General features: G+C 68.6%; 22 protein-coding genes and 1 riboswitch. Of the genes, 10 read left to right on the top strand and 12 right to left on the bottom strand.

Annotated features, from left to right (window positions below; translation table 11 throughout):
* Positions 1-64: 64 nt before the first annotated feature.
* On the bottom strand, positions 65-1429 hold the full coding sequence (locus tag AC07NF_RS20215; RefSeq protein WP_494630405.1) for a S41 family peptidase: 1365 nt from the start codon (positions 1427-1429) through the stop codon (positions 65-67).
* Between the two features lie 47 nt (positions 1430-1476).
* A complete protein-coding gene (thiC, locus tag AC07NF_RS20210) occupies positions 1477-3315 on the bottom strand; it encodes a phosphomethylpyrimidine synthase ThiC (protein WP_494630402.1) in 1839 nt (612 codons plus the stop codon).
* A 71-nt stretch (positions 3316-3386) separates the two neighbouring features.
* Positions 3387-3492, bottom strand: a riboswitch (TPP riboswitch).
* 141 nt (positions 3493-3633) lie between these two features.
* Here thiC and AC07NF_RS20205 point away from each other — a divergent pair.
* Entirely contained in the window at positions 3634-4386 is a 753-nt protein-coding gene (locus AC07NF_RS20205; RefSeq protein WP_494630400.1) for an alpha/beta fold hydrolase, read from the top strand.
* Between the two features lie 70 nt (positions 4387-4456).
* On the top strand, positions 4457-4972 hold the full coding sequence (locus AC07NF_RS20200; RefSeq protein ID WP_494630398.1) for a RidA family protein: 516 nt from the start codon (positions 4457-4459) through the stop codon (positions 4970-4972).
* A gap of 17 nt (positions 4973-4989) precedes the next feature.
* Here AC07NF_RS20200 and ypfJ read toward each other — a convergent pair whose 3' ends face one another.
* Genes ypfJ through AC07NF_RS20185 form a run of 3 tightly spaced genes read right to left on the bottom strand, consistent with a single transcriptional unit; the run spans position 4990 to position 6858 of the window.
* A complete protein-coding gene (gene ypfJ, locus AC07NF_RS20195) occupies positions 4990-5838 on the bottom strand; it encodes a KPN_02809 family neutral zinc metallopeptidase (RefSeq protein ID WP_494630396.1) in 849 nt (282 codons plus the stop codon).
* A gap of 20 nt (positions 5839-5858) precedes the next feature.
* Positions 5859-6239, bottom strand: a complete 381-nt coding sequence (locus AC07NF_RS20190; RefSeq protein WP_494630394.1) for a hypothetical protein — start codon at positions 6237-6239, stop codon at positions 5859-5861.
* 58 nt (positions 6240-6297) lie between these two features.
* Positions 6298-6858, bottom strand: a complete 561-nt coding sequence (locus AC07NF_RS20185; RefSeq protein WP_492817372.1) for a tetratricopeptide repeat protein — start codon at positions 6856-6858, stop codon at positions 6298-6300.
* Positions 6859-7032: 174 nt separating this feature from the next.
* On the opposite strand from AC07NF_RS20185, the gene AC07NF_RS20180 reads away from it, so the two are divergent.
* Genes AC07NF_RS20180 through cuyB form a run of 4 tightly spaced genes read left to right on the top strand, consistent with a single transcriptional unit; the run spans position 7033 to position 9558 of the window.
* On the top strand, positions 7033-7428 hold the full coding sequence (locus tag AC07NF_RS20180) for a hypothetical protein (protein WP_494630391.1): 396 nt from the start codon (positions 7033-7035) through the stop codon (positions 7426-7428).
* 4 nt (positions 7429-7432) lie between these two features.
* A complete protein-coding gene (locus tag AC07NF_RS20175; RefSeq protein WP_494630388.1) occupies positions 7433-7831 on the top strand; it encodes a hypothetical protein in 399 nt (132 codons plus the stop codon).
* Positions 7832-7891: 60 nt separating this feature from the next.
* On the top strand, positions 7892-8890 hold the full coding sequence (cuyA, locus tag AC07NF_RS20170) for a D-cysteate sulfo-lyase (protein WP_494630385.1): 999 nt from the start codon (positions 7892-7894) through the stop codon (positions 8888-8890).
* Positions 8890-9558 carry a cysteate racemase gene (cuyB, locus tag AC07NF_RS20165; protein WP_494630384.1) on the top strand — a complete coding sequence of 223 codons (669 nt, stop codon included), beginning with the start codon at positions 8890-8892 and terminating at the stop codon, positions 9556-9558. The genes cuyA and cuyB overlap by 1 nt, the downstream gene beginning before the upstream one ends.
* On the opposite strand, the gene AC07NF_RS20160 is transcribed toward cuyB, so the two are convergent.
* Entirely contained in the window at positions 9555-9740 is a 186-nt protein-coding gene (locus tag AC07NF_RS20160; protein WP_494630382.1) for a hypothetical protein, read from the bottom strand. The genes cuyB and AC07NF_RS20160 overlap by 4 nt on opposite strands.
* A gap of 567 nt (positions 9741-10307) precedes the next feature.
* On the opposite strand from AC07NF_RS20160, the gene AC07NF_RS20155 reads away from it, so the two are divergent.
* Complete coding sequence (locus AC07NF_RS20155) at positions 10308-11948, top strand: pectate lyase (RefSeq protein WP_492817362.1); 1641 nt, start codon at positions 10308-10310, stop codon at positions 11946-11948.
* Positions 11949-11954: 6 nt separating this feature from the next.
* Here the strand turns inward: AC07NF_RS20155 and AC07NF_RS20150 are convergent, their stop codons facing one another.
* From AC07NF_RS20150 to AC07NF_RS20130, 5 genes are all read right to left on the bottom strand, one after another.
* The gene (locus AC07NF_RS20150) at positions 11955-12530 is read right to left on the bottom strand and encodes an SRPBCC family protein (RefSeq protein ID WP_494630379.1); all 576 of its coding nucleotides are present in this window, start codon (positions 12528-12530) and stop codon (positions 11955-11957) included.
* Positions 12531-12588: 58 nt separating this feature from the next.
* Complete coding sequence (locus tag AC07NF_RS20145; protein ID WP_494630377.1) at positions 12589-12840, bottom strand: helix-turn-helix domain-containing protein; 252 nt, start codon at positions 12838-12840, stop codon at positions 12589-12591.
* Positions 12841-12920: 80 nt separating this feature from the next.
* Positions 12921-13349 carry a hypothetical protein gene (locus AC07NF_RS20140; protein WP_494630375.1) on the bottom strand — a complete coding sequence of 143 codons (429 nt, stop codon included), beginning with the start codon at positions 13347-13349 and terminating at the stop codon, positions 12921-12923.
* 56 nt (positions 13350-13405) lie between these two features.
* Positions 13406-16231, bottom strand: a complete 2826-nt coding sequence (locus AC07NF_RS20135) for an ATP-dependent DNA helicase (RefSeq protein ID WP_494630373.1) — start codon at positions 16229-16231, stop codon at positions 13406-13408.
* 52 nt (positions 16232-16283) lie between these two features.
* A complete protein-coding gene (locus AC07NF_RS20130; protein WP_494630371.1) occupies positions 16284-17243 on the bottom strand; it encodes an SEL1-like repeat protein in 960 nt (319 codons plus the stop codon).
* Positions 17244-17449: 206 nt separating this feature from the next.
* Between AC07NF_RS20130 and AC07NF_RS20125 the strand changes: the two genes are divergently transcribed.
* From AC07NF_RS20125 to pdeM, 3 genes are read left to right on the top strand one after another with little or no spacing between them, the layout of a single operon-like run.
* Positions 17450-18211, top strand: coding sequence for an SIMPL domain-containing protein (locus AC07NF_RS20125; RefSeq protein ID WP_494630368.1), 762 nt, complete (start codon positions 17450-17452; stop codon positions 18209-18211).
* A 42-nt stretch (positions 18212-18253) separates the two neighbouring features.
* Positions 18254-20698 carry a ligase-associated DNA damage response DEXH box helicase gene (locus AC07NF_RS20120; RefSeq protein ID WP_494630365.1) on the top strand — a complete coding sequence of 815 codons (2445 nt, stop codon included), beginning with the start codon at positions 18254-18256 and terminating at the stop codon, positions 20696-20698.
* Positions 20695-21402 carry a ligase-associated DNA damage response endonuclease PdeM gene (pdeM, locus tag AC07NF_RS20115; protein WP_494630362.1) on the top strand — a complete coding sequence of 236 codons (708 nt, stop codon included), beginning with the start codon at positions 20695-20697 and terminating at the stop codon, positions 21400-21402. Before AC07NF_RS20120 ends, pdeM begins: the two co-directional genes overlap by 4 nt.
* Positions 21403-21415: 13 nt before the next feature.
* On the opposite strand, the gene AC07NF_RS20110 is transcribed toward pdeM, so the two are convergent.
* Positions 21416-21877, bottom strand: coding sequence for a DUF3429 domain-containing protein (locus AC07NF_RS20110; RefSeq protein ID WP_291870349.1), 462 nt, complete (start codon positions 21875-21877; stop codon positions 21416-21418).
* Position 21878: the final 1 nt, after the last annotated feature.

Genomic DNA, 21878 nt, shown 5'->3' with positions numbered 1-21878 from the left:
CGTTCCTCCTTGTTGGTCGTCGTTGACGAACCAAGGACGTGGGAAGACCGCCGGTTCCGACAGCCTAGCGCACGTCCTCGCGAATTTTCTGCATCAGAGCCTGGATGACCTTGGCGTGGCCGCCGTTCAGGTCGGTCTCGGGGAACACCGCCAGCGGCGTATCGGGGGCCAGACCCCGGCCCTCCAGGTCCTCGCCCTTGGGGCCTTTGTAGACCTCGACCGGCAGGCCCAACGCCCAGCCGTTCGGCAGCGGCTTGGGCATCTGGTCCGAGAAGGCGCCGCGCGTGGTCCCGCCGACCTGCTTCACATTGGGCAGGGCCTTCATCATCAGGGTGAAGGTCTCGCCGGCGCTGACCGTGACGTCGCTGGTGACCAGATAGACCGGCCCGGTGAAGCGCACGCCGCTGGCCGGCTCGACCCGCACGGGCTGCAACGGCGCCTTGGCCCCGACGCCGACCTTCGAATAGGCCAGGTGCGAAGCGTCGGCGAAGCGGCCGGCGACCCGCGCGCTGATGGTGTCGTAGCCGCCGCGGTTGTTGCTGACGTCGACGATCACCGCCTTGGCCCCGGCGAAGGCGGCGATCGCCTCGTCCAGGATGGCGTCCAGCGGCCGAGGATCATCCGGCGCGGCGTTGCGGGCGAAGGCGCCCATGGTCACCAGGTTCAGATAGCCGATGTCGTCGACCCGACCCCAGAAGACACGGTTGTTGCCGGCCTGGCGGCCACGACCTTGCAGGACCTGGGTCAGGATCCCCTCGCGATAGGCCTGCAGCCAGGCCTTCTCGTCGCCGGCCGGATCGGCGGCGCGCACGCGCATCAGGGTCGGGGCGTCGCCGGGCTCCAGGTCGCGGCGATTGCCGTCGACCATGCCGTGCAGCTCAACATGAGGATCATCCAGGCCCGCCAGCAGGTCGGCCAGGGCGGTCCACAGCTGGAACTCGGTCGAGGTCGGCGTGACCTTGGCCAGCACGGCGGCCTTGCGCGCCTTCCAGTCGATGCCGGGGCGCGGATAGAGCTCGGCGAAGGTGTCGGCGGCAAAGGCGACGATGCGGTCGGGCGTCCAGCCGGCCGCGCTGATGCAGGCGTTGGGGACGTTGGGCAGGCGATCAAACATGTAGCGCGTGCCGTCCGGATCCCCGGTCAGGCTGATCGCCCCCTGCCCCTCTGGCCGCCATTGGCTGAGCACGCCGTCGGGATCGGGCTCCCGGCGCGGGTCGGGATAGCAGGCCTCGCCCGCGGTCTGGAACAGCTGGGCGCCATCCGGCCCGAACTGGACGATCCAGCCATAGCCCCGCGACTTCCAGGCGCCCCGCAGCTCAGCCGCCACGGACCCGCCCTTGGGCTGGACGGGCCAGAACGGGCTCTCGGCGAAAGCAGGCGAGGACAGGGCAAGAACGGCGGCGGCCGCCAACAGACTCAAGCGTTTCATGGGCGCGACGGTGAAGGTGTCCCCGCCGCCGCGCCAGTGAAAATCGCCTACTCGGTCTTCAGGTAGATCTCGGACCCCTGTTCCTTGAATTTCTCGCTCATCTCCGCCATCCCGAGCTCGGCGCTGTTCGGCGCGAGACCGGCGGCGAAGTCGCGGACCTCGTGGCTGATCTTCATCGAGCAGAACTTGGGACCGCACATCGAGCAGAAGTGGGCGGTCTTGTGCGCCTCCTTCGGCAGGGTCTCGTCGTGGAACTTGCGGGCGGTTTCGGGGTCCAGGCCCAGGTTGAACTGGTCCTCCCAGCGGAACTCGAAGCGCGCGCGGCTGATGGCGTCGTCCCACATCGCCGCGCCAGGGTGGCCCTTGGCAAGGTCGGCGGCGTGGGCGGCCAGCTTGTAGGTGATGACCCCCGTTTTCACGTCGTCGCGGTCCGGCAGGCCCAGGTGCTCCTTGGGCGTGACGTAGCAGAGCATCGCCGTGCCGAACCAGCCGATCATCGCCGCGCCGATCGCCGAGGTGATGTGGTCGTAGCCAGGCGCGATGTCCGTGGTCAACGGGCCCAAGGTGTAGAAGGGGGCCTCGTGGCAGTGCTTCAGCTGCTCGTCCATGTTGGCCTTGATCTTGTGCATGGCCACGTGGCCCGGCCCTTCGATCATCACCTGGACGCCGTGGTTCCAGGCCACCTTGGTCAGCTCGCCCAGGGTGCGCAGTTCCGAGAACTGGGCCTCGTCATTGGCGTCGGCGGTAGAGCCCGGACGCAGGCCGTCGCCCAGCGAGAACGACACGTCATAGGCGCGCATGATCTCGCAGATGTCCTCGAAGCGCTCGTAGAGGAAGTTCTCCTTGTGGTGGGCCAGGCACCACTTGGCCATGATCGAGCCGCCGCGCGAGACGATGCCGGTGACGCGCTTGGCGGTCATCGGGATGAATGGCAGGCGCACGCCGGCGTGGATGGTGAAGTAGTCGACGCCCTGCTCGCACTGCTCGATCAGGGTGTCGCGGAAGACCTCCCAGTTCAGGTCCTCGGCCACGCCGTTGACCTTCTCCAGCGCCTGGTAGATCGGCACGGTGCCGATGGGGACGCTCGAGTTGCGGATGATCCAGTCGCGGATGTTGTGGATGTTGCGGCCCGTCGACAGGTCCATGACCGTGTCGGCGCCCCAGCGGGTGGCCCAGACCAGCTTGTCGACCTCGTCGGCGACGGTGGAGAGCACCGCCGAATTGCCGATGTTGGCGTTGATCTTGACCAGGAAGTTGCGGCCGATCGCCATCGGCTCCAGCTCGCCGTGGTTGATGTTGGCCGGGATGATGGCGCGGCCGCGGGCGATTTCCTGGCGCACGAACTCGGGCGTCACGAAGTCGGGGATCGAGGCGCCGAAGTCCTCGCCGTCGCGCACGCAGGGGCGGTCCTGCTCGCGGCGCAGGTTCTCGCGGATGGCCACATATTCCATCTCGGCCGTGATGATGCCGGCGCGGGCGTATTCCAGCTGAGTGACCAGCTTGCCGGGCTTGGAGCGATAGATCGGGCGGCTGTTGTCCGGGAATTCCGGGGCCAGGTGCTTGCCCTGGGCGAAGCCGTTGTCCTCGGGCTTCACCTGGCGGGGATCGGTGACCAGTTCGACATCGCCGCGCGCCACGACGAAGGCCTCGCGAGTGCGCGGCAGGCCCTTCTCGATGTCGATGCTGACGGTCGGGTCGCTGTAGGGGCCCGAGGGGTCATAGATCGTCACCGGCGGCTCGTTGGCCGACGGGTGGACAGCCACCTCGCGGAACGGCACGCGCAGCTCGGGGAACAGCTCGCCGGCCTGATAGACCTTGCGCGAACCGGGGATCGGGCCGGTCGAGATGGTCTCGGCCACGGATTTGATGGTCGTCTGGATATTCATAGTCGGGCGCTCCTTCGGCTTTAAGGAGACCCGGACGTGTCGCGCTAAGTCGGTTTACGGACGGGCTGCGAGCCGCGACCGCGTTCCCTCCCTTCGCCGGCATGACCCGGATCAGGTTCTACGGGTCAGGGCCAAAGCCCAATCTCAGCCGCGCGAGCGACCCCCCGGTGAACAACGGCCGGACACTAGGCTCGCTGACGCACAGGTCAAGCGCCGCGTGCGGCCAGGATCACGAAGCCGTCAACGCCGTTACCTTTGCTCTTGCCGCCGCGAATGGAGCGTGACCGCCTCTGGTTCACCGCCTCCGAGGGCAAGCTCATGACCTTTCAAACCGACCGCCGCGCCGTCCTGCTGGGCGCGCTCGCCGCTGGCCTCGCCACGCCGGCCCTGGCCAAGACCACCGCCCGCAACATCGTTCTGGTCCACGGCGCCTGGGCCGACGGTTCATGCTGGAGCGAGGTAATCCCGCTGCTGCAGGCCAAGGGCTTCAACGTCACGGCGGTGCAGAACCCCCTCACCTCGCTGGCCGATGACGTGGCGGCGACCCGGCGGGTGCTGGCGCGGCAGGACGGCCCGACCGTGCTGGTCGGCCACTCGTGGGGCGGCGTGCCGATCACCGAGGCGGGGCTGGATCCCAAGGTCACCGCCCTCGTTTATGTCGCCGCCCGCGCACCGGACGTCGGCGAGGACTTCAACGCCCTGGCCGCGACCTATCCGACCATGCCGGTCCGGGCGGGCGTGGTGACGGTCGATGGCTTTTCGTGGCTGAACAAGGACGTCTTCGTCCGCTTCTTCGCCGGCGACGTCGCGCCGGCAAAGGCCCTGGCGCTGTACGCGACCCAGCAGCCGATCGCCGCCACGCTGTTCGCGGGCAGGACCACGGTCGCGGCCTGGCACGAGAAGCCCAGCTTCTATGCTGTCTCGGCCAACGACCAGACGACCAATCCGGACCTGGAGCGCTTCGTGGCCAAGCGGATGAAGGCCACGACGATCGAGCTGCCGTCCAGCCACGTGTCGATGATCTCGCACCCCAAGGCGATCACCGACCTGATCATCCAGGCGGCCGGGTGACGGTTATTTCACTTGCCGGCGGCGGGTAGCCACGCGATCCGGGAGACCAACGTTCTTCCGGAGATCCGCCATGATCCGCCGCCTGATCCTGCCCGTCCTCTGCGCGCTCGCCGCGACGCCCGCCCTGGCCCAGGAGGCCTATCCCAAGAAGATCCCCGCCCCCGGCGGCGAGGTGATCATCCCCAGCGAGCGGCACCAGAAATCCTACGATGAGATCAAGTACGCCCCGGCCCGCCGGGTCGGCGACATGCTGTACGTCTCGGGCGCCATCGTCGGGCGCGCCAAGGACGAGGGCACGGACCCGGAGTCGTTCAAGAAACAGGTGCGCCGCACCTTCGCGAACCTGGACGCGGTGCTGAAGGCGGCCGGGACCAGCTTCGACAACGTGGTGATGATCAACAGCTTCCACGTCTGGGAAGGCCCCGATCAACCGGCTCCGCGCTGGGAGCAGATCAACATGATCAACGCCGTGAAGAGCGAGTTCATCAAGGGTCCGAACCCGGCCTGGACGGCCGTCGGCACGACCGGCCTGCTGGCGCCCGGCGGGATCGTCGAGATCCAGCTGATCGCCTACATTCCCAAGTAGTTTTGGCCGCCGAAACCCTAGAGCCGCGTCGCCGAGAAGGTGTCGCAGGCCGCCGGGTCGCCCTGGTCGAAGCCGCGCGTGAACCAGCGCTGGCGCTGGGCGCTGGTGCCGTGGGTGAAGCTGTCGGGCACCACCTCGCCCTGGCCGCGCTTCTGGATGGTGTCGTCGCCGACCGCCGCCGCCGCGCCCAGGCCGTCCTGGATGTCGGAGCGGTTGATGACGATCTGGCCGCCCGAGGCCTTGTTGGCATGCGCCGCCCAGACGCCGGCATAGCAGTCGGCCTGCAGCTCCAGCCGCACCGAGCCGCTTTCCTCGCCGCGCGCGCCCAGGCGGCGGGCCTGCTGGTCGGCGCCCAGCAGATGCTGCACGTGGTGGCCGATCTCGTGGCTGATGACATAGGCGCGGGCGAACTCGCCCTGGGCGCCGAAGCGGGTCTCCAGCTCGCTCCAGAACGACAGGTCCAGATAGACCTTCTGGTCGGCGGGACAGTAGAACGGCCCCATGGCTGACTGGCCCGTGCCGCAGCCGGTGCCGGTGGCCTGCTTGTACAGCACGATGGCCTCGGGCGGCCGGTAGTCGACGCCCTCGTTGCGGAAGATCGGCGTCCAGACCTCGCGGTTGGAGGTCTCGATCACGTCGACGAACCGGCCGTCGCGGTCGCTGACCTCGCCCCGCACGCCTTCCTGCTGCGCAGGTTGTTGCAGGTTTTGGGTCGCCTCCAGGGTCGTGCGCGGATCGATGCCGAACACGAAGTAGCCGATGGCGGCCAGCACCACCGCGCCAATGCCGCCGCCGGCGACGCCCACAGGCCCGATGCCGCGCCGATCCTCGATGTTGCCGGACCGGCGGCCGCCTTCCCACTCCATGGGTGATCCTCTGTCTGGTGCTACTTGGGTTCGCTGGCCGGCCGGATGGCCCGCATGCGCGCATTGCTCTCGGCCAGAGCTTCCGCCGTCAAGCGCTCAAGCTGCTGGGTCGAGGCGGAAGGGTCGGTGTCGCGGCTGGGAACCGCATCCGTCGTCAGCGGCCGCAGGCTGGGGGCGGCGCGCTGCTCCTCCAGACCACGCAGCCGCACGGTGGTGTCGGCGCGTGCCTGGGCGTTCTGGATCTCGGTCTGAGCAGCCATCAGGTCGCGACGGGCGTCCTGCAGGGCGTGCTCGGTCATGAACCGGTCCTGCAACGCGGTCTGCGCATAGGCGCCGCCGCCCAGCACCGCCAGACTTCCGAAAAGAAGGCTGGCCGTCAGCAATAGAAGCCCACGCGTCATCGGATACTCCTCGTCGACGAATCTTCGACTTGGGCGGCCGATGACGCGCAGAAGCGTATCAGGGCCGCTTGACCGTGAAACGCGCGAGCTCGGTCTTCGGCGCCAGCCAGTCGGGAGCCAGCTCCGAGGCGCGGTTGTAGTCGCGATAGGCCGCGTTCAGGTCGCCCAGGCCTTCATTGGCCAGGCCACGATTGAAGAACGCCTTCTCGGGATCCTTCACGCCCAGGGCCAGGCCCTTGTCGATCTGCTCGACGCCCTCGCGATAGCGGTCCTCGCCGACAAAGGTCGCGCCGCGGTTCACATAGGCCTCGCCCAGGTCCGGATCGATGCTGGAGGCCTGGTCGAAGTCGGCGCGGGCGGCGCCGAACTGGCGCTGGCGCATCTGCAGCACGCCGCGGTTCACATAGGTGCGGGCGCGGTCGCGGAAGTTCAGGGTCTCGACCTGCAGGGCCGTGGTGCAGGCCAGGACGGAGCGGCTGTCAGCGCGGCCTTTGAGGGCGGCGTCGGAGCACTCCTGGGCAGAGCCGCTGCCGATCACCATGTTCGAGGCGGCGGCCGCGCCGGCAACGGAAAGAAACGCCGCCGCGCCAAGCGCGACGAGCGGGAACGTACGGTTCATGTCGTCCTCCCTGGGCCGGTCTCGGGGCCGGCCTCATGATCCCGATTATAGCACCGTCCAGGCCCGGCCTGACAGGGATTCCGCGCGAGGCGCGCGAACCGCCCGCCCTAAATTTAAGGTTGCGAACCACCCGCCCCGGGTTCACCATCGCGAAGCTTTCAAGGAAGCCCCAGCATGTTGCTTCTCGCCATCGTGGCCCTGTTGGCCATCCAGGACCCCGCCCCTCCGCAGGACGACAACGTCGTCGCCCCGCTGGTGATCGAAGGCAAAAAGGCTGCGGAGGTTCCGTCCAGACTGGAGATCACCGACGGATTGAACGACCTGCTGAAAACAGACCCGGATCGTATGATCTGCCTGATGATGAAGCCGACCAGCTCGCGCATCCCACGCTGGAATTGCGGCACGCTTCGCCAGTGGTATCGGTTCCAGACTCGGAACGGCGTTTTTGAAGGCGCGATCAACCCCGAGCCGCCCACCGAACTGGTCGCCGCCGTCCAGGACCAGTACGTCCGCAAGGCCACGCAGATCCGTGAGCAGAAAAAGGCGGCCGAAGCCGCCGGCAAGCGCTAGCGCCATGCTGCTTCTCGTCTTCACGGCCCTGCTGGCCACCCAGGACCCCGCCCCGCCACCGCCCGGCAACCTCGTCTCTCCGCTGGTGATCGAAGGCAAAAAAGCTGCGGAGGTCCCGTCCAGGCTGGAGATCACCGACGGCCTGAACGACCTGTTGAAGAAAGATCCCGATCGCGTGGTCTGCCTGGACCGCAAGCCGCTGGGCAGCCGCATCCCCAGGATCCAATGCGACACCCTGCGTGGCTGGTATCGATGGCAGGCCAATACCGGCGGACGGAATGACGGTCCGATCGAGGACGTGCCGCCCACCGAACTGGTCGCGGCCGTTCAGGCGCAGTACCAGCGCAAGGCCGAGCAGATCCGCGAGCAAAAGGCGGCGGCCGCGGCCGCCGGCAAGCGCTAGCTCGCGCTTTTCCCGCGTCGTGCTAACAGAGGCGGCGAGTCCCTTCAGGAACCGCGTCTCATGCACCTCGCCCGCTTTCCTCGCGCCCGCTTCGCTCACCTGCCGACGCCGCTGGAGCCCCTGCCCCGCCTGGGCGCCGAGCTCGGCATCGATCTCTGGGTCAAGCGCGACGACTGCACGGGCTTGGCCGGCGGCGGCAACAAGACCCGCAAGCTGGAGTTTCTGTTGGGCGAAGCCCTGGCTCAAGGCGCCGACACCCTGGTCACCCAGGGCGCGGTCCAGTCCAACCACGTGCGCCAGACCATCGCCGCCGGCGCCCGCTTCGGCCTGAAGACCGAGGTGATCCTGGAAGAGCGCACTGGCTCCAAGGCCAGCGACTACATGGGCAACGGCAATGTGCTCTTGGACAAGCTGATGGGCGCGACGATCCGCTACGTCCCCGGCGGCACGGACATGGTCGCCGAGCTTGAGAGCACGGCGGAAAGCGTCCGCCAGCGAGGCGGCAAGCCCTATGTCATCCCCGGCGGCGGCTCGAACACGGTCGGCGCGCTGGGCTATGTCGACTGCGCCCGCGAGCTGGTGGTCCAGGCCGACCAGATGGACCTGAAGATCGACCGCCTGGTCACCGCCACCGGCAGCGCTGGCACCCATGCGGGCCTGGTCGCGGGCTTTGCGGCGCTGTCGGTCGACATCCCGATCCTGGGCTTTGGCGTCCGCGCCCCCAAGCCTAAGCAGGAAGAGAACGTCTTCAACCTGGCCGTCGCCACCGCCGAGAAGATCGGCGCGGCGGGCCGCGTGACCCGCGAAATGGTCGTGGCCGACTGCGACTATGTCGGCGAAGGTTATGGCCTGGTCGACCAGGGCGTGATCGACGCCCTGGCCCTGGCCGCCCGCACCGAGGGCCTGCTGTTTGACCCGGTCTATTCGGGCAAGGCGCTGAAGGGCCTGATCGACCAGGCCGGCAAGGGCGCGTTCAAGGGGGAGCGGGTCGTGTTCCTGCACACTGGCGGCGCCCAAGGCCTGTTCGGCTATCAGAGCATCCTGGAGCCTGCCCTCTGATGAGCAAGATCCTCGGGGTTCTGGGCGGCATGGGTCCGGCGGCGACCCTGGACTTCCTGGCGAAGCTCCAGGCCGCCACGCCGGTCAAGCGCGAGCAGGATCACCTGCGGGTGCTGGTCGACATCAATCCGCACGTGCCGGACCGCAATGTCTCGACATCCGATCCCGGCCCGGTGCTGGCGGCCATGGCGGCCGGCCTGCGCGACGGCGGGGCCCAGGTGCTGGCCATCGCCTGCAACACCGCCCACGCCTATGCGCAGGAGGTTCGCGCCAGCGGCCTGCCGCTGGTCGATATGCTGGAGACCGCCGGCCAAGCCGCCCAGGCCAAGGGCGCCAGCATCGTCGGCGTGCTGGGCACCAGCCTGGCCTTAAGCCTCTATCGCGATCGCTTCTCGCACATGGGGCTGGAGGTGGTGATGCTGGACGACCATGAGCAGGTCGAGTTCATGGCCCTGCTCTATCGCATCAAGCAGGGCGATGTCGGCGCGGGCTCGCGCGAGACCATGGCCGCCCTGGCCCACCGCCTGGTCGGCAAGGGCGCGCAAAGCGTCGTGGCGGGCTGCACGGAGGTGCCGCTGGTGCTGAGCGCAGCGGACCTGTCGGTGCCGTTCCTGGATGCGACGGAAGAACTGGCCAAGCGCTGCGTGGCCGTCTGCCTCGAGTCCTAGCTGTTCAGGGTCCTGAACGGGACGTCGTCATACGAGTCCTCGAACATGCCCAAGAGGGCCGCCGCCCCGCGCGAGGCCTGGGCCATGCGCAGCAGCGCCGCCCGGGCGTGGGCGTTGTCGGCGATCTCGGCTTGACGCTCGAGACGCTCGGCTTCGGACAGGTGATCGTTTCGGTTCCCCATGCTGCAAACGTTTACAGGACATGAATGACACCACCATGCGACCGCTGGACGCACACGGTTCATTAACCAAGGTTTGGCGTGCGCCCGATTGTCACAGAATGTTAAATCGCAAGCATAGCGACCAATGAAAACGCCCCCGGACCTGGAAGGTCCGGGGGCGTTGTCCTGTTCCCCAACAGGACGGCGTCGGCGGCGCTGAAACTCAAGCGCGGCGGCGTCGCCTCAAAACTGATGACGCCTTTTCGCCGAACGCGGATCGGCAGGCAACGCGTCGCCCTGTCGCAGGCCCCATTTTGAGGAGGCGGTCAAGCTAGAAATCGTTTGCGATCAATGGGCTCGGCCAGAAACCAAGATTTCCCTGCGACGAGCCGCCGCACTTATAGGCCACGGATGGGACCGGTCGCAAAAATGGGTGGTCAAATCAATGACACCGGTAGCAAGCTGCGCCCAGATCGTCGCTACAAGACGACGGGGCCCTTATCGGCCCGGGAGGAACGCTTTTAAGGCCCATCCCTTGGCCAGCCCCTTCCGGTACGATGACGGCTCCGCGCCAGCCGGAGTTACCGCATGCCGCTCAGCCCCATCTCCCGTCGCCGCCTGATGGCCACCACCGCCGCCGCGTTCGCGGCTGCCGGTCTGCCGTTCAAGGCCCTGGCCCAGACCAGCAAGGCCCAGGCGCTGGACGTGATGAAGAAGGCTTCCACGTTCATGGTCGAGAAGGCCGCCTACAAGGGCGGCTACGTCTGGAGCTACCTGCCCGACTTCTCGCGCCGCTGGGGCGAGATGGAAGCCTTCCCGACGATGATCTGGGTGCAGCCCCCCGGCACCGGCACGGTCGGCCACCTGTTCCTGGACGCCTATCACGCGACCGGCGACGAGTATTACTACGACGCCGCCTGCAAGGCCGCCGACGCCCTGATCGCCATCCAGAACCCGGCCGGCGGCTGGAACTACATCGGCGACATGGCCGGCGAGGCCTCGCTGAAGAAGTGGTACGACACCATCGGCAAGAACGGCTGGCGCCTCGAGGAATTCCAGCACTACTACGGCAACTGCACCTTCGACGACGAAGGCACCGCCGAGTGCTGCAAGTTCATGCTGCGCATGTACGTCGAGAAGAAGGACGCCAAGTACAAGGCCGCCTTCGAGAAGGCCCTGAAGTTCGTCCTCGACAGCCAGTATCCGGTTGGCGGCTGGCCGCAGCGTTATCCGCTGAAGGACGAGTTCCACCACCACGGCAACCCGGACTACACCAGCTTCATCACCTTCAATGACGACGTGGTCGGCGAGAACATCGAGTTCCTGATCATGGTCTACCAGGCCCTGGGCGATAAGACCGTCCTGGACCCGATCCGCCGCGCCATGGACTGCTATGTCGCCTGCCAGCAGCCCGCGCCGCAGCCGGGCTGGGGCCTGCAGCACACCGTCGCCGACCTGAAGCCGGCCGGCGCCCGCACCTACGAGCCCAAGGCCTTCGCCACCCACGCCAGCGCCAGCTGCATCTCGCAGCTGATGACCTTCTTCCAGCTGACCGGCGACCCGAAGTACATCGCCCGCGTGCCGGAAGCCCTGGATTGGCTGGACAGCGTGCGCCTGCCCGACAACGTCATGCCCGGCAAGGCCCGCTATCCGACCTTCATCCAGATCGGCAACGGCCGGCCGCTGTACGTGCACCGCACCGGCTCGAACGTCGTCAACGGCCGCTACTACACCGACGAGAACCCCGAGAAGACGGTCACCCACTACTCGTCGTTCCGCAATGTCGACGTCAAAGGCATGCGCGCGCGCTACGAGAAGCTGAAAGCCATGGGTCCGGAAGAGGCCAGCAAGCACTCGCCGCTGAAGGGCACCCGCGCCCTGCCCAAGTACTTCATGGTCAAGGATCTCTCGGTCGACGACCTGACCGTCGGCGGCGACCTGTCCAGCTCGGCGACCAAGGGCGTCCAGGCCGATCCGGCCAAGGTCGCCAAGCTGACGGCCGAGCTGAACGCCGAGGGCTGGTGGCCCACGCCCCTGACCTCGACCAGCCAGCCCTATATCGGCGACGGTCCCGCCACCCCGACGCCGGGCGACTTCTCCGAGACCAAGGTCGGCGACAAGTACGACACCTCGCCGTTCCCGGACCCGCATCCGGCGATCGGCATCTCCACGGGGGCCTTCATCGCCAACATGGCGACGCTGATCAAATACGTGGACGCCCAGGCCTAAGGCCCGCTACTCGCAGGCGCGCCGGAGGTTCATCAGGACCTTCGGCGTGTCCTTTCGCAGGGCCTCGCGCATCATCGCCTTGGGGACGGGCCAGTCGACGGCCAGGCGATTGTCGTAGAACACCCGCGTGCCGCGCCCGCCGTTCAGCGGCTGCAGGCGCCACTCGCCCTGCTCGACCTTCAGGTCGCCTTCCACCAGATGAAAGCGGATCCGGCTGACCGGCTCGTAGTCCGAGCGGAACACGATCCGCATGCCCGGGAAGATGAGGGTCCGTCGGATGACATGCTCGCGCACGTCCCAGCCCTTGCGTTGATCGCCAGAGACGATGCGGCAGCTGGCCAGGTTGGTGATCATCCGGCCAGCCGTCGCGCAATCGGTCATCATTGCCCAGACCTTCTCGGGCGGCGCGGCGATGTCGATCACCGCCCGGACGCGGCCGGAGACGCCGTCCGGGTCGGGCGTCACCTCCGCATGAGCCTCGCCGCGGTCCAGGGCGGCCTGCGCCTTGGGCGTCAGGTCGAAGGCCTGGGCCGGCCCGCCCAAGCTCCACACGATCGTCGTCGCCAAGATCCATCGTCGCATGCGCGCGCTCCTGTGTCAGGAACAGCTACGACGGCGAACGGCGACTGGACGCCTGGACTTAGCGATCCAGCGCTTCGCGCACGACCTCGGGGGCGTGGTCGATGACCCGCAGATAGGCGGTCAGGGCCGCGTCGGGACGGGCGTCGCCGTGCTCCAGGTCTTCCAGCAAGGCCCGGTCGATATGGAAGACACGGGCGAAGTCGGTCTGCGACAGCCCGGTGCGCCAGCGCACCGCCTGGACCAGAGCGCGGGCGGAACGCGCACGCGCGGGCGTTGCGGCTTCATCGATCGCGGGGTCTCGGGTCATCATGGCTACGCTCCTGGACTTACTGCCTCCCCCTCTGACGCCCTTTTAGGACGTCCCCATTGCAGAAATTCGACGGCTTTGAGTCAGCGTGTATTTGTCAGCGCGCGAGCCTTGGCGTCGACCTGGTCGACACCGCGCAGGGCGTCGCCCGACGCCTCCAGCATGGTGTTGAACACCTTCAGATCGGCGGTGGTGATGTGCTTGACCGTCTTGTCGCGCGACCACTCCAGCCCGATCAGCTGGCCCAGGCGACAGGCTTTCGGCAGCAGGGCTGACTGTTCCTTGGGACCGCCCTTGATCAGCAGCTTGCCGACCACCTCGTTCCAGTTGGGCGCGCCGGGCAGGCACAGGGTCAGGTGATCGCAGTCGCCGGTCCAGAAGCGCTTGTACCAGCGGGCGTGCTCGGCGGTGTCGTACTTCAGGGCGGCGCTAGGCGCGACGACGCCCCGGCAGTCGCCGCGCACGAACTCGTCGGCGCGCGCGGCGCTGGCCGTCAGAAACGCTCCGACCACGATCAAACTTAGAAAACGGATCAATCCGAAAAACCCCGAGACAAGCTGGGCTGTTCTTAAGACCGTTCCTTCGACAAAAATGCGGCGGTGGCCTCGATCGCTTCGACCAGGCTTACCCGTTCCAGGGTTACGCCCTCGGGCAGGCTGGAGAACAGCCGCGTCGGCGCGGCGGCGTCCAGCATGACGAACACGCCCCGGTCGTCGGCGCGGCGGATCAGGCGGCCGAAGGCCTGGCTGATGCGGGCGCGGGCTACGGCGTCGTCATAACCCTTGCCACCGAAGCGCAGGCGGCGAGCCTTGTGCAGCACGTCCGGACGCGGCCAGGGCACACGGTCGAAGACCAGCAAGCGCAAGCTGCGCCCCGGCACATCGACGCCGTCGCGGATGGCGTCGGTGCCCAGCAGGCACGCGTCCTCCTCGGCCCGGAAGATATCGACCAGCGCCCCCACCTCCAGCGGATCGACGTGCTGGGCGTAGAGCGCCAGGCCGTTGTCGGCCAGCGGCGCGGCGATACGCTCGTGCACCGCCTTCAGGCGGCGGATGGCGGTGAACAGGCCCAAACCACCACCGCCCGCAGCGAGGAACAGCTCGCGCATGGCCGCCGAGACCTGGCGCGGGTCTTCCTTGTTCACGTCGGTGACGACGTAGGCCTTGGCGTGGTTCTCGTAGTCGAACGGCGAAACCAGGCGCAGCACCTTGGGCGCGGACGGCAGGCGCGCGGCGCCCGTGCGCATCTCGGCCAGGGCGAAGGGATCTTCCAGCGCGGGATCGACCAGGGTGGCGCTGGTCACCAGCACGCCGTGGGCGGGCGACAGCACCGCCGCGCGCAGCGGCTCGGTCGGGTCCACCCAATGGCGGCGGCAGGCGGCGTCGACGACCCGGCCGTACAGGAAGGTGGCCTCGAACCAGTCGACGAAGTCGGGATCGCTCTCGGTCGGCTCGACGTCGTCGTCCTCGATGGCTTTCAGGATCGAGCGCCAGGCCGGCAAGGTCATGCGAGCCCGGCGGTCCAGCCCCCGCAGCGCGCCTTCGATCCGGGCGCGTTCGGAGGCGCCCAGGTGCTCGGCGTCCTCGTCCAGCACGTCTTCCAGCGCGCGGGCCAGGGCCAGCAATGGGGCCTCGATAGCGGCCAGGGCCTTGGCGGCCTCCGGCGCGCGCTCGCGGACAAGGTCGGTGGCCGGACGGGCGTCGCATTGCAGGCCAAGGTCGGCCCCGCCCCGGTCGCTGGTGCGGGCGCGCAGCTGCTCGATGACCGCGACCAGGAAGTTCTCGATCGGCCCGATCGGATTGATCTGGCCGTCCGGCGGCGCGACCCGGCCCGACCAGCCCTCGCCCGGCAAGGCGGCGGCGGCCTGGATGACCTGGTTCATCGCCCCGCGCGCGCCTTCGCGGTCGCCCAGGATGTCGAGCAGACGCGCCTCCAGCCCCCGGCCCCGTCGGCCACGGCCTTCGGGACCTCGGATCCAACGGCGCAGCTCAGCGGCCTCCGCCCCCGAGAGCGCCGCCGAGAAGGCGCTGTCGGCGGCTTCGAACAGGTGGTGGCCCTCGTCGAAGACGATGCGCTTGAGACTGGTCGTCTCGCCGTCGCTCTTCAGCCCCCGCGCCGTCCGGGCGCCGTCGAAAGCGGCCTGGGTCAGGACAAGGGCGTGGTTGGCGATCACCAGGTCGGCGCGCTTGGACGCCCGTACGGCCTTTTCGATGTAGCAGATGCGATAGTGCTGGCAGCCGGCGTGGATGCACTCCCCGCGTCGGTCGACCAGATTCGACGGACTGGCCTGGGCCGAGGGCGGAACGGCCGACAGCGTCGGCAGCCAGGCCGGGAAGTCGCCGCCGGTCATATCGCCGTCTCGCGTGGCGCGGGTCCAGCGGGCGGTCAAAGCCAGGCCGATCAGATCGCCATTGCCCAGTTGGGCGCTGTTGATCTGTTCCTGGAAGTTCAGCAGGCACAGATAGTTCTCACGCCCCTTGCGAACGACGGCCTTCTTGGCCCGCTCCTTGGGGTCGGGATAGATCGACCGGCTCTCGCGCTCGATCTGGCGCTGCAGGGCGCGGGTATAGGTGCTGACCCAGACCGACGGGCCATTGGCCTCGGCCCACAGCGAGGCCGGGGCCAGATAGCCCAGGGTCTTGCCGACACCGGTGCCGGCCTCGGCCAGCATCATGCGCGGCTCGCCCTCGCGCTCGCGCGGCTGGAAGGCGTAGGACGCCTCCCTGGCGAAGGTCGCCTGGGCCTCGCGCACCTCCTCCAGGCCCGAGCGTTGCAGCAGCTCGTTCAGGCGCAGTTCGACGCGTTCGGGATCGATCGGCCGCGAACCGGCCTCGCCGGGCGGCGCCTGGTCTTCCCATTCCAAGAGGCGCGCCCAGACGTCCAGGCCCGAGCCTCGGAAGTGGTTGCCGGCCTGCACCGAGCGCAGCGCCCCGATCACGGCGGGTCCCCAGGACCAGCCGGCCTTGGCCAGGGTCTCGGCCACGGCCAGGGCTTCCTCGCGCGACGGCACCGGCGTCAGGGCCAGCTCGCGCAGCAGGGCGTCGGCGCTCTCGCGCAAGCTCTGGGCCTGTCCGGCCGCGCCGTGCGGTTCGCGCAGGCCCAGCGCCATGGCCAGGCCCACGGCCGACGGCGCGCAGAAGGTCGCCGGCCGCACGAAGGTATAGAGCTCCAGCACGTCGAACAGGCGGGCGTGGCGCGAGGGCGGCGACAGGTTCAGGCGGCGGGCGGTCATCGCCGCGTGGGCCACCAGCACCGGGCCGTGCTCGAACAGGTCGCGAGCGTCCGGCGGACGCAGCATCCGGCCTTCACCGCCGCCATCGGCCATGCCGGCGCGCGGCCCGGGCAGGACGACCAGGGCGGGAGCCAGGTCCAGAGTCGGCGGGAAAGCGGTCACGCGAGTCTGTTAGCAAAAACCGGCGCGAAACAGAATAAGAACAACGACGTATCTAGCCGATCGCGCCGTCGTCTTCCTCGTCGTCCAGGCCCAGCAGCCGGTTGACCGCCTTCTGCGCCTTGCGGCGCAGCTCCGGCTCATCGCTCTGGGCGGCCTTGCGGTACATCACCAGGGCCAGTTCCTCATTGGCCGCGATGCCCTGGCCGCGCTCGCACATGATGCCCAGGTCGTACCAGGCCTCGAGGTAGCCCCGGTCGGCCGCCCGCTGGAACCAGCGCATGGCCTCGGTGTAGTTGACCGGCACGCCCTCGCCATTGTGATGCACGACGCCCAGGTTCGACATGCCGGCGGCCAGGTCGTTGCTGGCGGCGGCGGCGTAGAAGCGCACCGCCTCGGCGTGGTCCTGCTTCACACCCGTTCCGTCCGAGTGCAGCCGGCCCATCTCGTTCATGGCGTCGGCCGAGCCCATCTCGATCGCGCGGCGCAGCATGGCCACGCCCTTGGCGTTGTCCTTGCGCGTCCCGTAGCCCGCCAGATAGGCCTCGCCGGCGCTGTAGGCCCCGCGCGCCGAGCCGGCGTCGGCGGCCTTGAGGTACCAGATCATCGCCAAGCGCGGGTTCTCCGGCAGCCCACCGCCGCCCTCGTGGCTGACCCCGACATTGTACATGCCGTTCGGATCGCCCCGGCGCGCGGCTTCGCTGTAGAGCTTGAAGGCCGCTTTCCGGTCCTTCGGCACGCCATCCGCCCCGTCGAAATAGACATTGCCCAGCTCGACCATGGCGTCGGTGTCGCCCCGCGCCACGCCCTTGCGCAGCCAGGCCAGGGCCTGGGGCACGTCGCGACTGACGCCCTCGCCGTCCAGGTAGAACATGGCCAGATCGACGAAGCGGCTGGCGTCGCCGCCCTGCGCGTCGCGCAACGCAGCCTCGAAGGTCGCCTTGGCTTCTGGCGTCCCGACATCCGCCCACGCGCGGGCCGCGCCGCCGGAAGCCGACAGCGCCAGAGCCAACATCGCGGGCAATAGTCTCTTACGCATCGCACCCCACCGTCCCCGGATCGTCGCACTGACGAGCGAGGCGTCAAGCCAGACAGCGGAAACACGTCGCCCGCGCAACCGGACTCGCCCGTCAGGCGGCGACGAATATCGCGGCGCCCGATTGCCAAGCCTTTCGACCTCACCGAATACTCGCCGCGCAACCTCCAATGGAGCCCCGATCCGTGCGCCACGCCCTCCTCGCCGTCAGCCTGCTCGCCATCGCCATGCCGGCGATCGCCGCCGAAGCGCCGGCGCCCACGATCAACGTCATCGGCAGCGGCAAGGCCGAGCGCCTGGCCGACTACGCCTTCCTGAACTTCACCCTGCGCGGCGAAGGCGCGACCTCGCCCGAGGCGGTCAAGGCCCTGGCCGCGGCCCAGGCCCGGCTGGAGGCCAGCCTGCCGAAACTGCCCGGCAAGCCGGCGACCGAGACCCGCAGCTTCAACCTGCAAATCCGCGAGGTCCGCGCCAAGGGCTGCGAGAACCGGGGCTATCCCCAACTGACCAGCGGCGACTGCACGATCGTCGGCAGCATCGCCACCCAAGGCTTCCAGCTTCGCGTCACCCCGGCTGCGAAGGCGGGCGATGCGGCCTCGCTGGTGGCGCAGCTGGGCGGCGTGGACGTCAACGCCTCGGGCGGCGGCGTGACCGACGAGAGCGCGCTGGGCGACGCGGCCATGCGCGACGCGATCGCCGACGCCAAGCGCCAGGCCCAGCTGATCGCGACCGCCTCCGGGGTGAAGCTGGGTCCGATCATTCGCGTGCAGGACAACCAGGCCGGCCCGGTGGTCATGGGTTATTCCAGAGACGGCGCGCCGCCGCCCCCTCCTCCGCCGCCCCCTCTGCCAGTTCCCGCCGTTTCGCTGGCCTCGCCGCTGAACTACGCGCCCCAGCCGATCACGCGCACGGCCCGCGTCATGGTGACCTACGGCCTGGAGCCGTAATCGCTGGACGAAACAGAAGGGGAACATGCTATATCGCGATCAATGCTCGCGGCTGACGCCCTTCCCCCCAAGTTCCGAGACTGGTTCGCCGCCCGCGGCTGGAGCCCTCGCGCGCATCAGCTGGCCATGCTGGAGAAGGCGCGAGCCGGGCGCGGGGCGCTGTTGATCGCCCCCACCGGCGGCGGCAAGACCCTGGCGGGTTTCCTGCCCAGCCTGATCGAGCTGTCAGAACGCGCGCCACGCAACACGCCGGCCGGGATCCACACCCTCTACATCTCGCCGCTGAAGGCCTTGGCGGTCGATGTCGAGCGCAACCTCCTGACCCCCATCCGCGAGATGGGCCTGCCGATCGTGGCCGAGAGCCGCACCGGCGATACCGGCGAGAGCCGCAAGGCCCGCCAGCGGATCAAGCCGCCGGACATCCTGCTGACCACGCCCGAGCAGCTGGCCCTGTTCTGCGCCTGGGAAGGCGCGCGCGAATACTTCGCCGACCTGCGCTGCGTGATCATCGACGAGGCCCATGCGATCTGGCCGTCCAAGCGCGGCGACCTGCTGGCGCTGGATCTGGCGCGGCTGCAGCAGTTCGCACCGAACCTTCGGCGCGTCGGACTGTCGGCGACGGTCGACGACCCGGACCTGGTCCGGAAATGGCTGGGCGCTGGCGAGGCGGTCGATCTCGTTCTCGGCTCCGGCGGCGCTCAGCCCGTGGTCGAGGTGCTGGTCTCGGGCGGTCGCGTCCCCTGGGCCGGCCACACGGCCGAGCACGCCATGGCCGAGGTCTATGAGATCATCAAGTCGTCCCAGACGGCGCTGATCTTCGTCAACACCCGCTTCCAGGCGGAGTTCGCGTTTCAGCGCCTGTGGGAGCTGAACGAGGACGACCTGCCGATCGCCCTGCATCACGGCAGCCTGTCGGCCGAGCAGCGCCGCAAGGTCGAGGCGGCCATGGCGCGTGGCGAACTTCGCGCGGTCGTCTGCACCTCGACCCTGGACATGGGCATCGACTGGGGCGACGTCGACCTCGTCATCCAGCTGGCCGCGCCCAAGGGGGCCTCGCGGATGGTCCAGCGGATCGGTCGCGCCAACCACCGCCTGGACGAGCCCAGCCGCGCCCTGTTCGTGCCCGCCAGCCGCTTCGAGATGCTGGAGTGCCGCGCCGCCGCCGACGCCATCCTGGAGAACCACCTGGACGGCGATCCGCCCCGCGTCGGCGCCCTGGACGTGCTGGCCCAGCACATCATGGGCTGCGCGTGCTCGGAACCCTTCAAGCTGACCGAGCTGTATGACGAGATCCGCTCGGCCGGGCCCTATGCCGAGCTCTCCTGGGAAGACTTCGAGACCGTCGTCGATTTCGTCTCGACCGGCGGCTACGCCCTGCGCACCTACGACAAGTTCCGCCGCATCGTGCAGACCCAGGACGGCCTGTGGACCGCCCGCGACGGCCATGCGCGGCAGCAGCACCGGATGAACGTCGGGGTCATCGTCACGCCGGGCATGATCAATATCCGCATCGGCGGCGGCAAACGCCCCATGGGCGGGCGCAAGATCGGCGAGGCGGAAGAAGGCTATTTCGAGCAGCTGACGCCGGGCGACACCTTCATCTTCGCTGGCCAGGTCTGGCGCTATAACAGCCTGGTCGGGGCCGACGCCTTCGTCTCGCCCGCGCCGAACGACGACCCGAAGATGCCCAGCTGGGGCGGCTCGAAGTTCCCGCTTTCCACCTATCTGGCCAGTCGCGTGCGCCAGATGATGCACGACGAGAACGAGTGGAAGGCCCTGCCCCCAGACGTCCAGGAATGGCTGGCCTGGCAGAAGATCCGCTCGGCGATCCCCGATGAAGGCGAGATGCTGCTGGAGACCTTCCAGCGCGGCAAACGCTTCCACATGGTCTGCTATCCGTTCGACGGACGCCTGGCCCACACCACCCTGGCCATGCTGCTGACCCGGCGGCTGGACCGGCTGGGCGTCGGGCCGCTGGGCTTCGTCTGCAACGACTATGCGCTGAACATCTGGTCGCTGCGGCCGATGGACAGTCTGGATCTCGACGAACTGTTCGCCCAGGACATGCTAGGCGACGACCTGGAGGCCTGGCTCGACGAGAGCTTCATGATGAAGCGGGCCTTCAAACATTGCGCCCTGATCGCCGGGCTGATCGAACGCCGCCACCCCGGCGCCGAGAAGTCCGGACGACAGGTGACCTTCTCGACCGACCTGATCTACGACGTGCTACGCAAACATCAACCCGATCACCTGATGCTGCGCTGCGCCCGCCATGATGCGGCCACCGGCATGCTGGACATCGCCCGCCTGGGCGACATGCTGGCCCGCGTGCGCGGCCATATCCGCCACGTCCAGCTGGACCGCGTCTCGCCCTTCGCCGTGCCGATCATGCTGGAGATCGGCCGCGAGCGCGCGCCGGGCGACGCCGCCGGCGAAATGATCCTGGCCGAGGCCGAGGAAGACCTGATCGCCGAGGCCATGTCGTGACGCGTTTCTCCCCTTCCACCTGCGGCGGCCTGCGGATCGGCCTCTCGAACGTCGAGGTCATGCTGCGCTGGTCGGGCGGCCTGTGGCTGGAGCGCGAGCGCGCCCTGGTCGTGGCCGACCTGCATTTCGAGAAAGGCAGCAGCTACGCTGCGCGCTTCGGCCAGATGCTGCCGCCCTACGACACCCGCGAGACCCTGGACCGCCTGGACCGTGAGATCGCTCTGCTCTCGCCCGCGCGGCTGATCTTCCTCGGCGACAGCTTCCACGACGGCGACGGCGAGGCCCGCCTGGCGGCCGACGATTACAGGCGCCTGGAGGGTCTTGCGGTGGGCCGCGAGCTGGTCTGGGCGGTCGGCAACCACGACGCCGATGGCCCCAAGGCGCTGCCGGGCGAGATCATCGATGAGGCGCAGATCGCGGGCCTGACGCTACGCCACGAGCCCCTGCCCGGCGTCCAGCTGGGCGAGGTCGCCGGCCACCTGCATCCAGCGGCCAAGGTCGCCAGCGGCCGCGCCACCACCCGCCGCCGCTGCTTCGTCACCGATGGTCAGCGCCTGGTGCTGCCGGCGTTCGGCGCGTTCACGGGCGGGCTGAACATCCTGGACGAGGCGTTCTCGAACCTGTTCGCCGGCCCGCTGCTAGCGGGCGCGCTGGGGCCTAGCCGCGTCCACGCGGTCGGGATGAAGTCGCTGCGGCCGGATTAGGCCGCGAGCGGCGCTACATATGCAGCGCCTGCTCCAGCGAGAACGCCAGCGAGATGGCCGCGCCGGCGGTCAGCAGGGTGCGCATGCGCGGGCGCCAGGTGGGGCCGTCGTGGTCGGTGACGTCCCAGACCCATTGCAGCAGGAAGACCAGCAGGAAGCCCGACAGCTGCCAGGCCGGCTCGAACTTCAACTCGCCCAGCAGCAGGCCGAATCCCGCCAGGGGAAACAGCAGCGAGATGCCCAGCACCGACCAGCGCGGGCTGACGTTCTCGATCTCGAGCCCGCTGCGCACGCCGCCAAAGTACGAGACCATGGCGGCCGAATAGGCCAGCAGGCCCAGCAGGGCCGACTTCTGGATGGGCGCGGGGCCGTAGCAGAACAGCATCGACGCGATGAAAAAGGGAATAAGGGTCGATAGACCAAAGACCCATACCGCCGGCGGCACCGGCGTCCGCACCCCCGCGGACTCGTTCATG

The sequence above is a fragment of the Caulobacter sp. GW821-FHT10A06 genome (assembly GCF_059415805.1).
This window is presented reverse-complemented; position numbering and strand designations above follow the sequence as displayed.

Excerpts from the sequence above, each read along its gene's own strand:
- AC07NF_RS20215 (WP_494630405.1), bottom strand. The coding sequence starts at position 1,429 with ATGAAACGCTTGAGTCTGTTGGCGGCCGCCGCCGTTCTTGCCCTGTCC.
- thiC (WP_494630402.1), bottom strand. The coding sequence starts at position 3,315 with ATGAATATCCAGACGACCATCAAATCCGTGGCCGAGACCATCTCGACC.
- AC07NF_RS20205 (WP_494630400.1), top strand. The coding sequence starts at position 3,634 with ATGACCTTTCAAACCGACCGCCGCGCCGTCCTGCTGGGCGCGCTCGCC.
- AC07NF_RS20200 (WP_494630398.1), top strand. The coding sequence starts at position 4,457 with ATGATCCGCCGCCTGATCCTGCCCGTCCTCTGCGCGCTCGCCGCGACG.
- ypfJ (WP_494630396.1), bottom strand. The coding sequence starts at position 5,838 with ATGGAGTGGGAAGGCGGCCGCCGGTCCGGCAACATCGAGGATCGGCGC.
- AC07NF_RS20190 (WP_494630394.1), bottom strand. The coding sequence starts at position 6,239 with ATGACGCGTGGGCTTCTATTGCTGACGGCCAGCCTTCTTTTCGGAAGT.
- AC07NF_RS20185 (WP_492817372.1), bottom strand. The coding sequence starts at position 6,858 with ATGAACCGTACGTTCCCGCTCGTCGCGCTTGGCGCGGCGGCGTTTCTT.
- AC07NF_RS20180 (WP_494630391.1), top strand. The coding sequence starts at position 7,033 with ATGTTGCTTCTCGCCATCGTGGCCCTGTTGGCCATCCAGGACCCCGCC.
- AC07NF_RS20175 (WP_494630388.1), top strand. The coding sequence starts at position 7,433 with ATGCTGCTTCTCGTCTTCACGGCCCTGCTGGCCACCCAGGACCCCGCC.
- cuyA (WP_494630385.1), top strand. The coding sequence starts at position 7,892 with ATGCACCTCGCCCGCTTTCCTCGCGCCCGCTTCGCTCACCTGCCGACG.
- cuyB (WP_494630384.1), top strand. The coding sequence starts at position 8,890 with ATGAGCAAGATCCTCGGGGTTCTGGGCGGCATGGGTCCGGCGGCGACC.
- AC07NF_RS20160 (WP_494630382.1), bottom strand. The coding sequence starts at position 9,740 with ATGGGGAACCGAAACGATCACCTGTCCGAAGCCGAGCGTCTCGAGCGT.
- AC07NF_RS20155 (WP_492817362.1), top strand. The coding sequence starts at position 10,308 with ATGCCGCTCAGCCCCATCTCCCGTCGCCGCCTGATGGCCACCACCGCC.
- AC07NF_RS20150 (WP_494630379.1), bottom strand. The coding sequence starts at position 12,530 with ATGCGACGATGGATCTTGGCGACGACGATCGTGTGGAGCTTGGGCGGG.
- AC07NF_RS20145 (WP_494630377.1), bottom strand. The coding sequence starts at position 12,840 with ATGATGACCCGAGACCCCGCGATCGATGAAGCCGCAACGCCCGCGCGT.
- AC07NF_RS20130 (WP_494630371.1), bottom strand. The coding sequence starts at position 17,243 with ATGTTGGCTCTGGCGCTGTCGGCTTCCGGCGGCGCGGCCCGCGCGTGG.
- AC07NF_RS20120 (WP_494630365.1), top strand. The coding sequence starts at position 18,254 with ATGCTCGCGGCTGACGCCCTTCCCCCCAAGTTCCGAGACTGGTTCGCC.
- AC07NF_RS20110 (WP_291870349.1), bottom strand. The coding sequence starts at position 21,877 with ATGAACGAGTCCGCGGGGGTGCGGACGCCGGTGCCGCCGGCGGTATGG.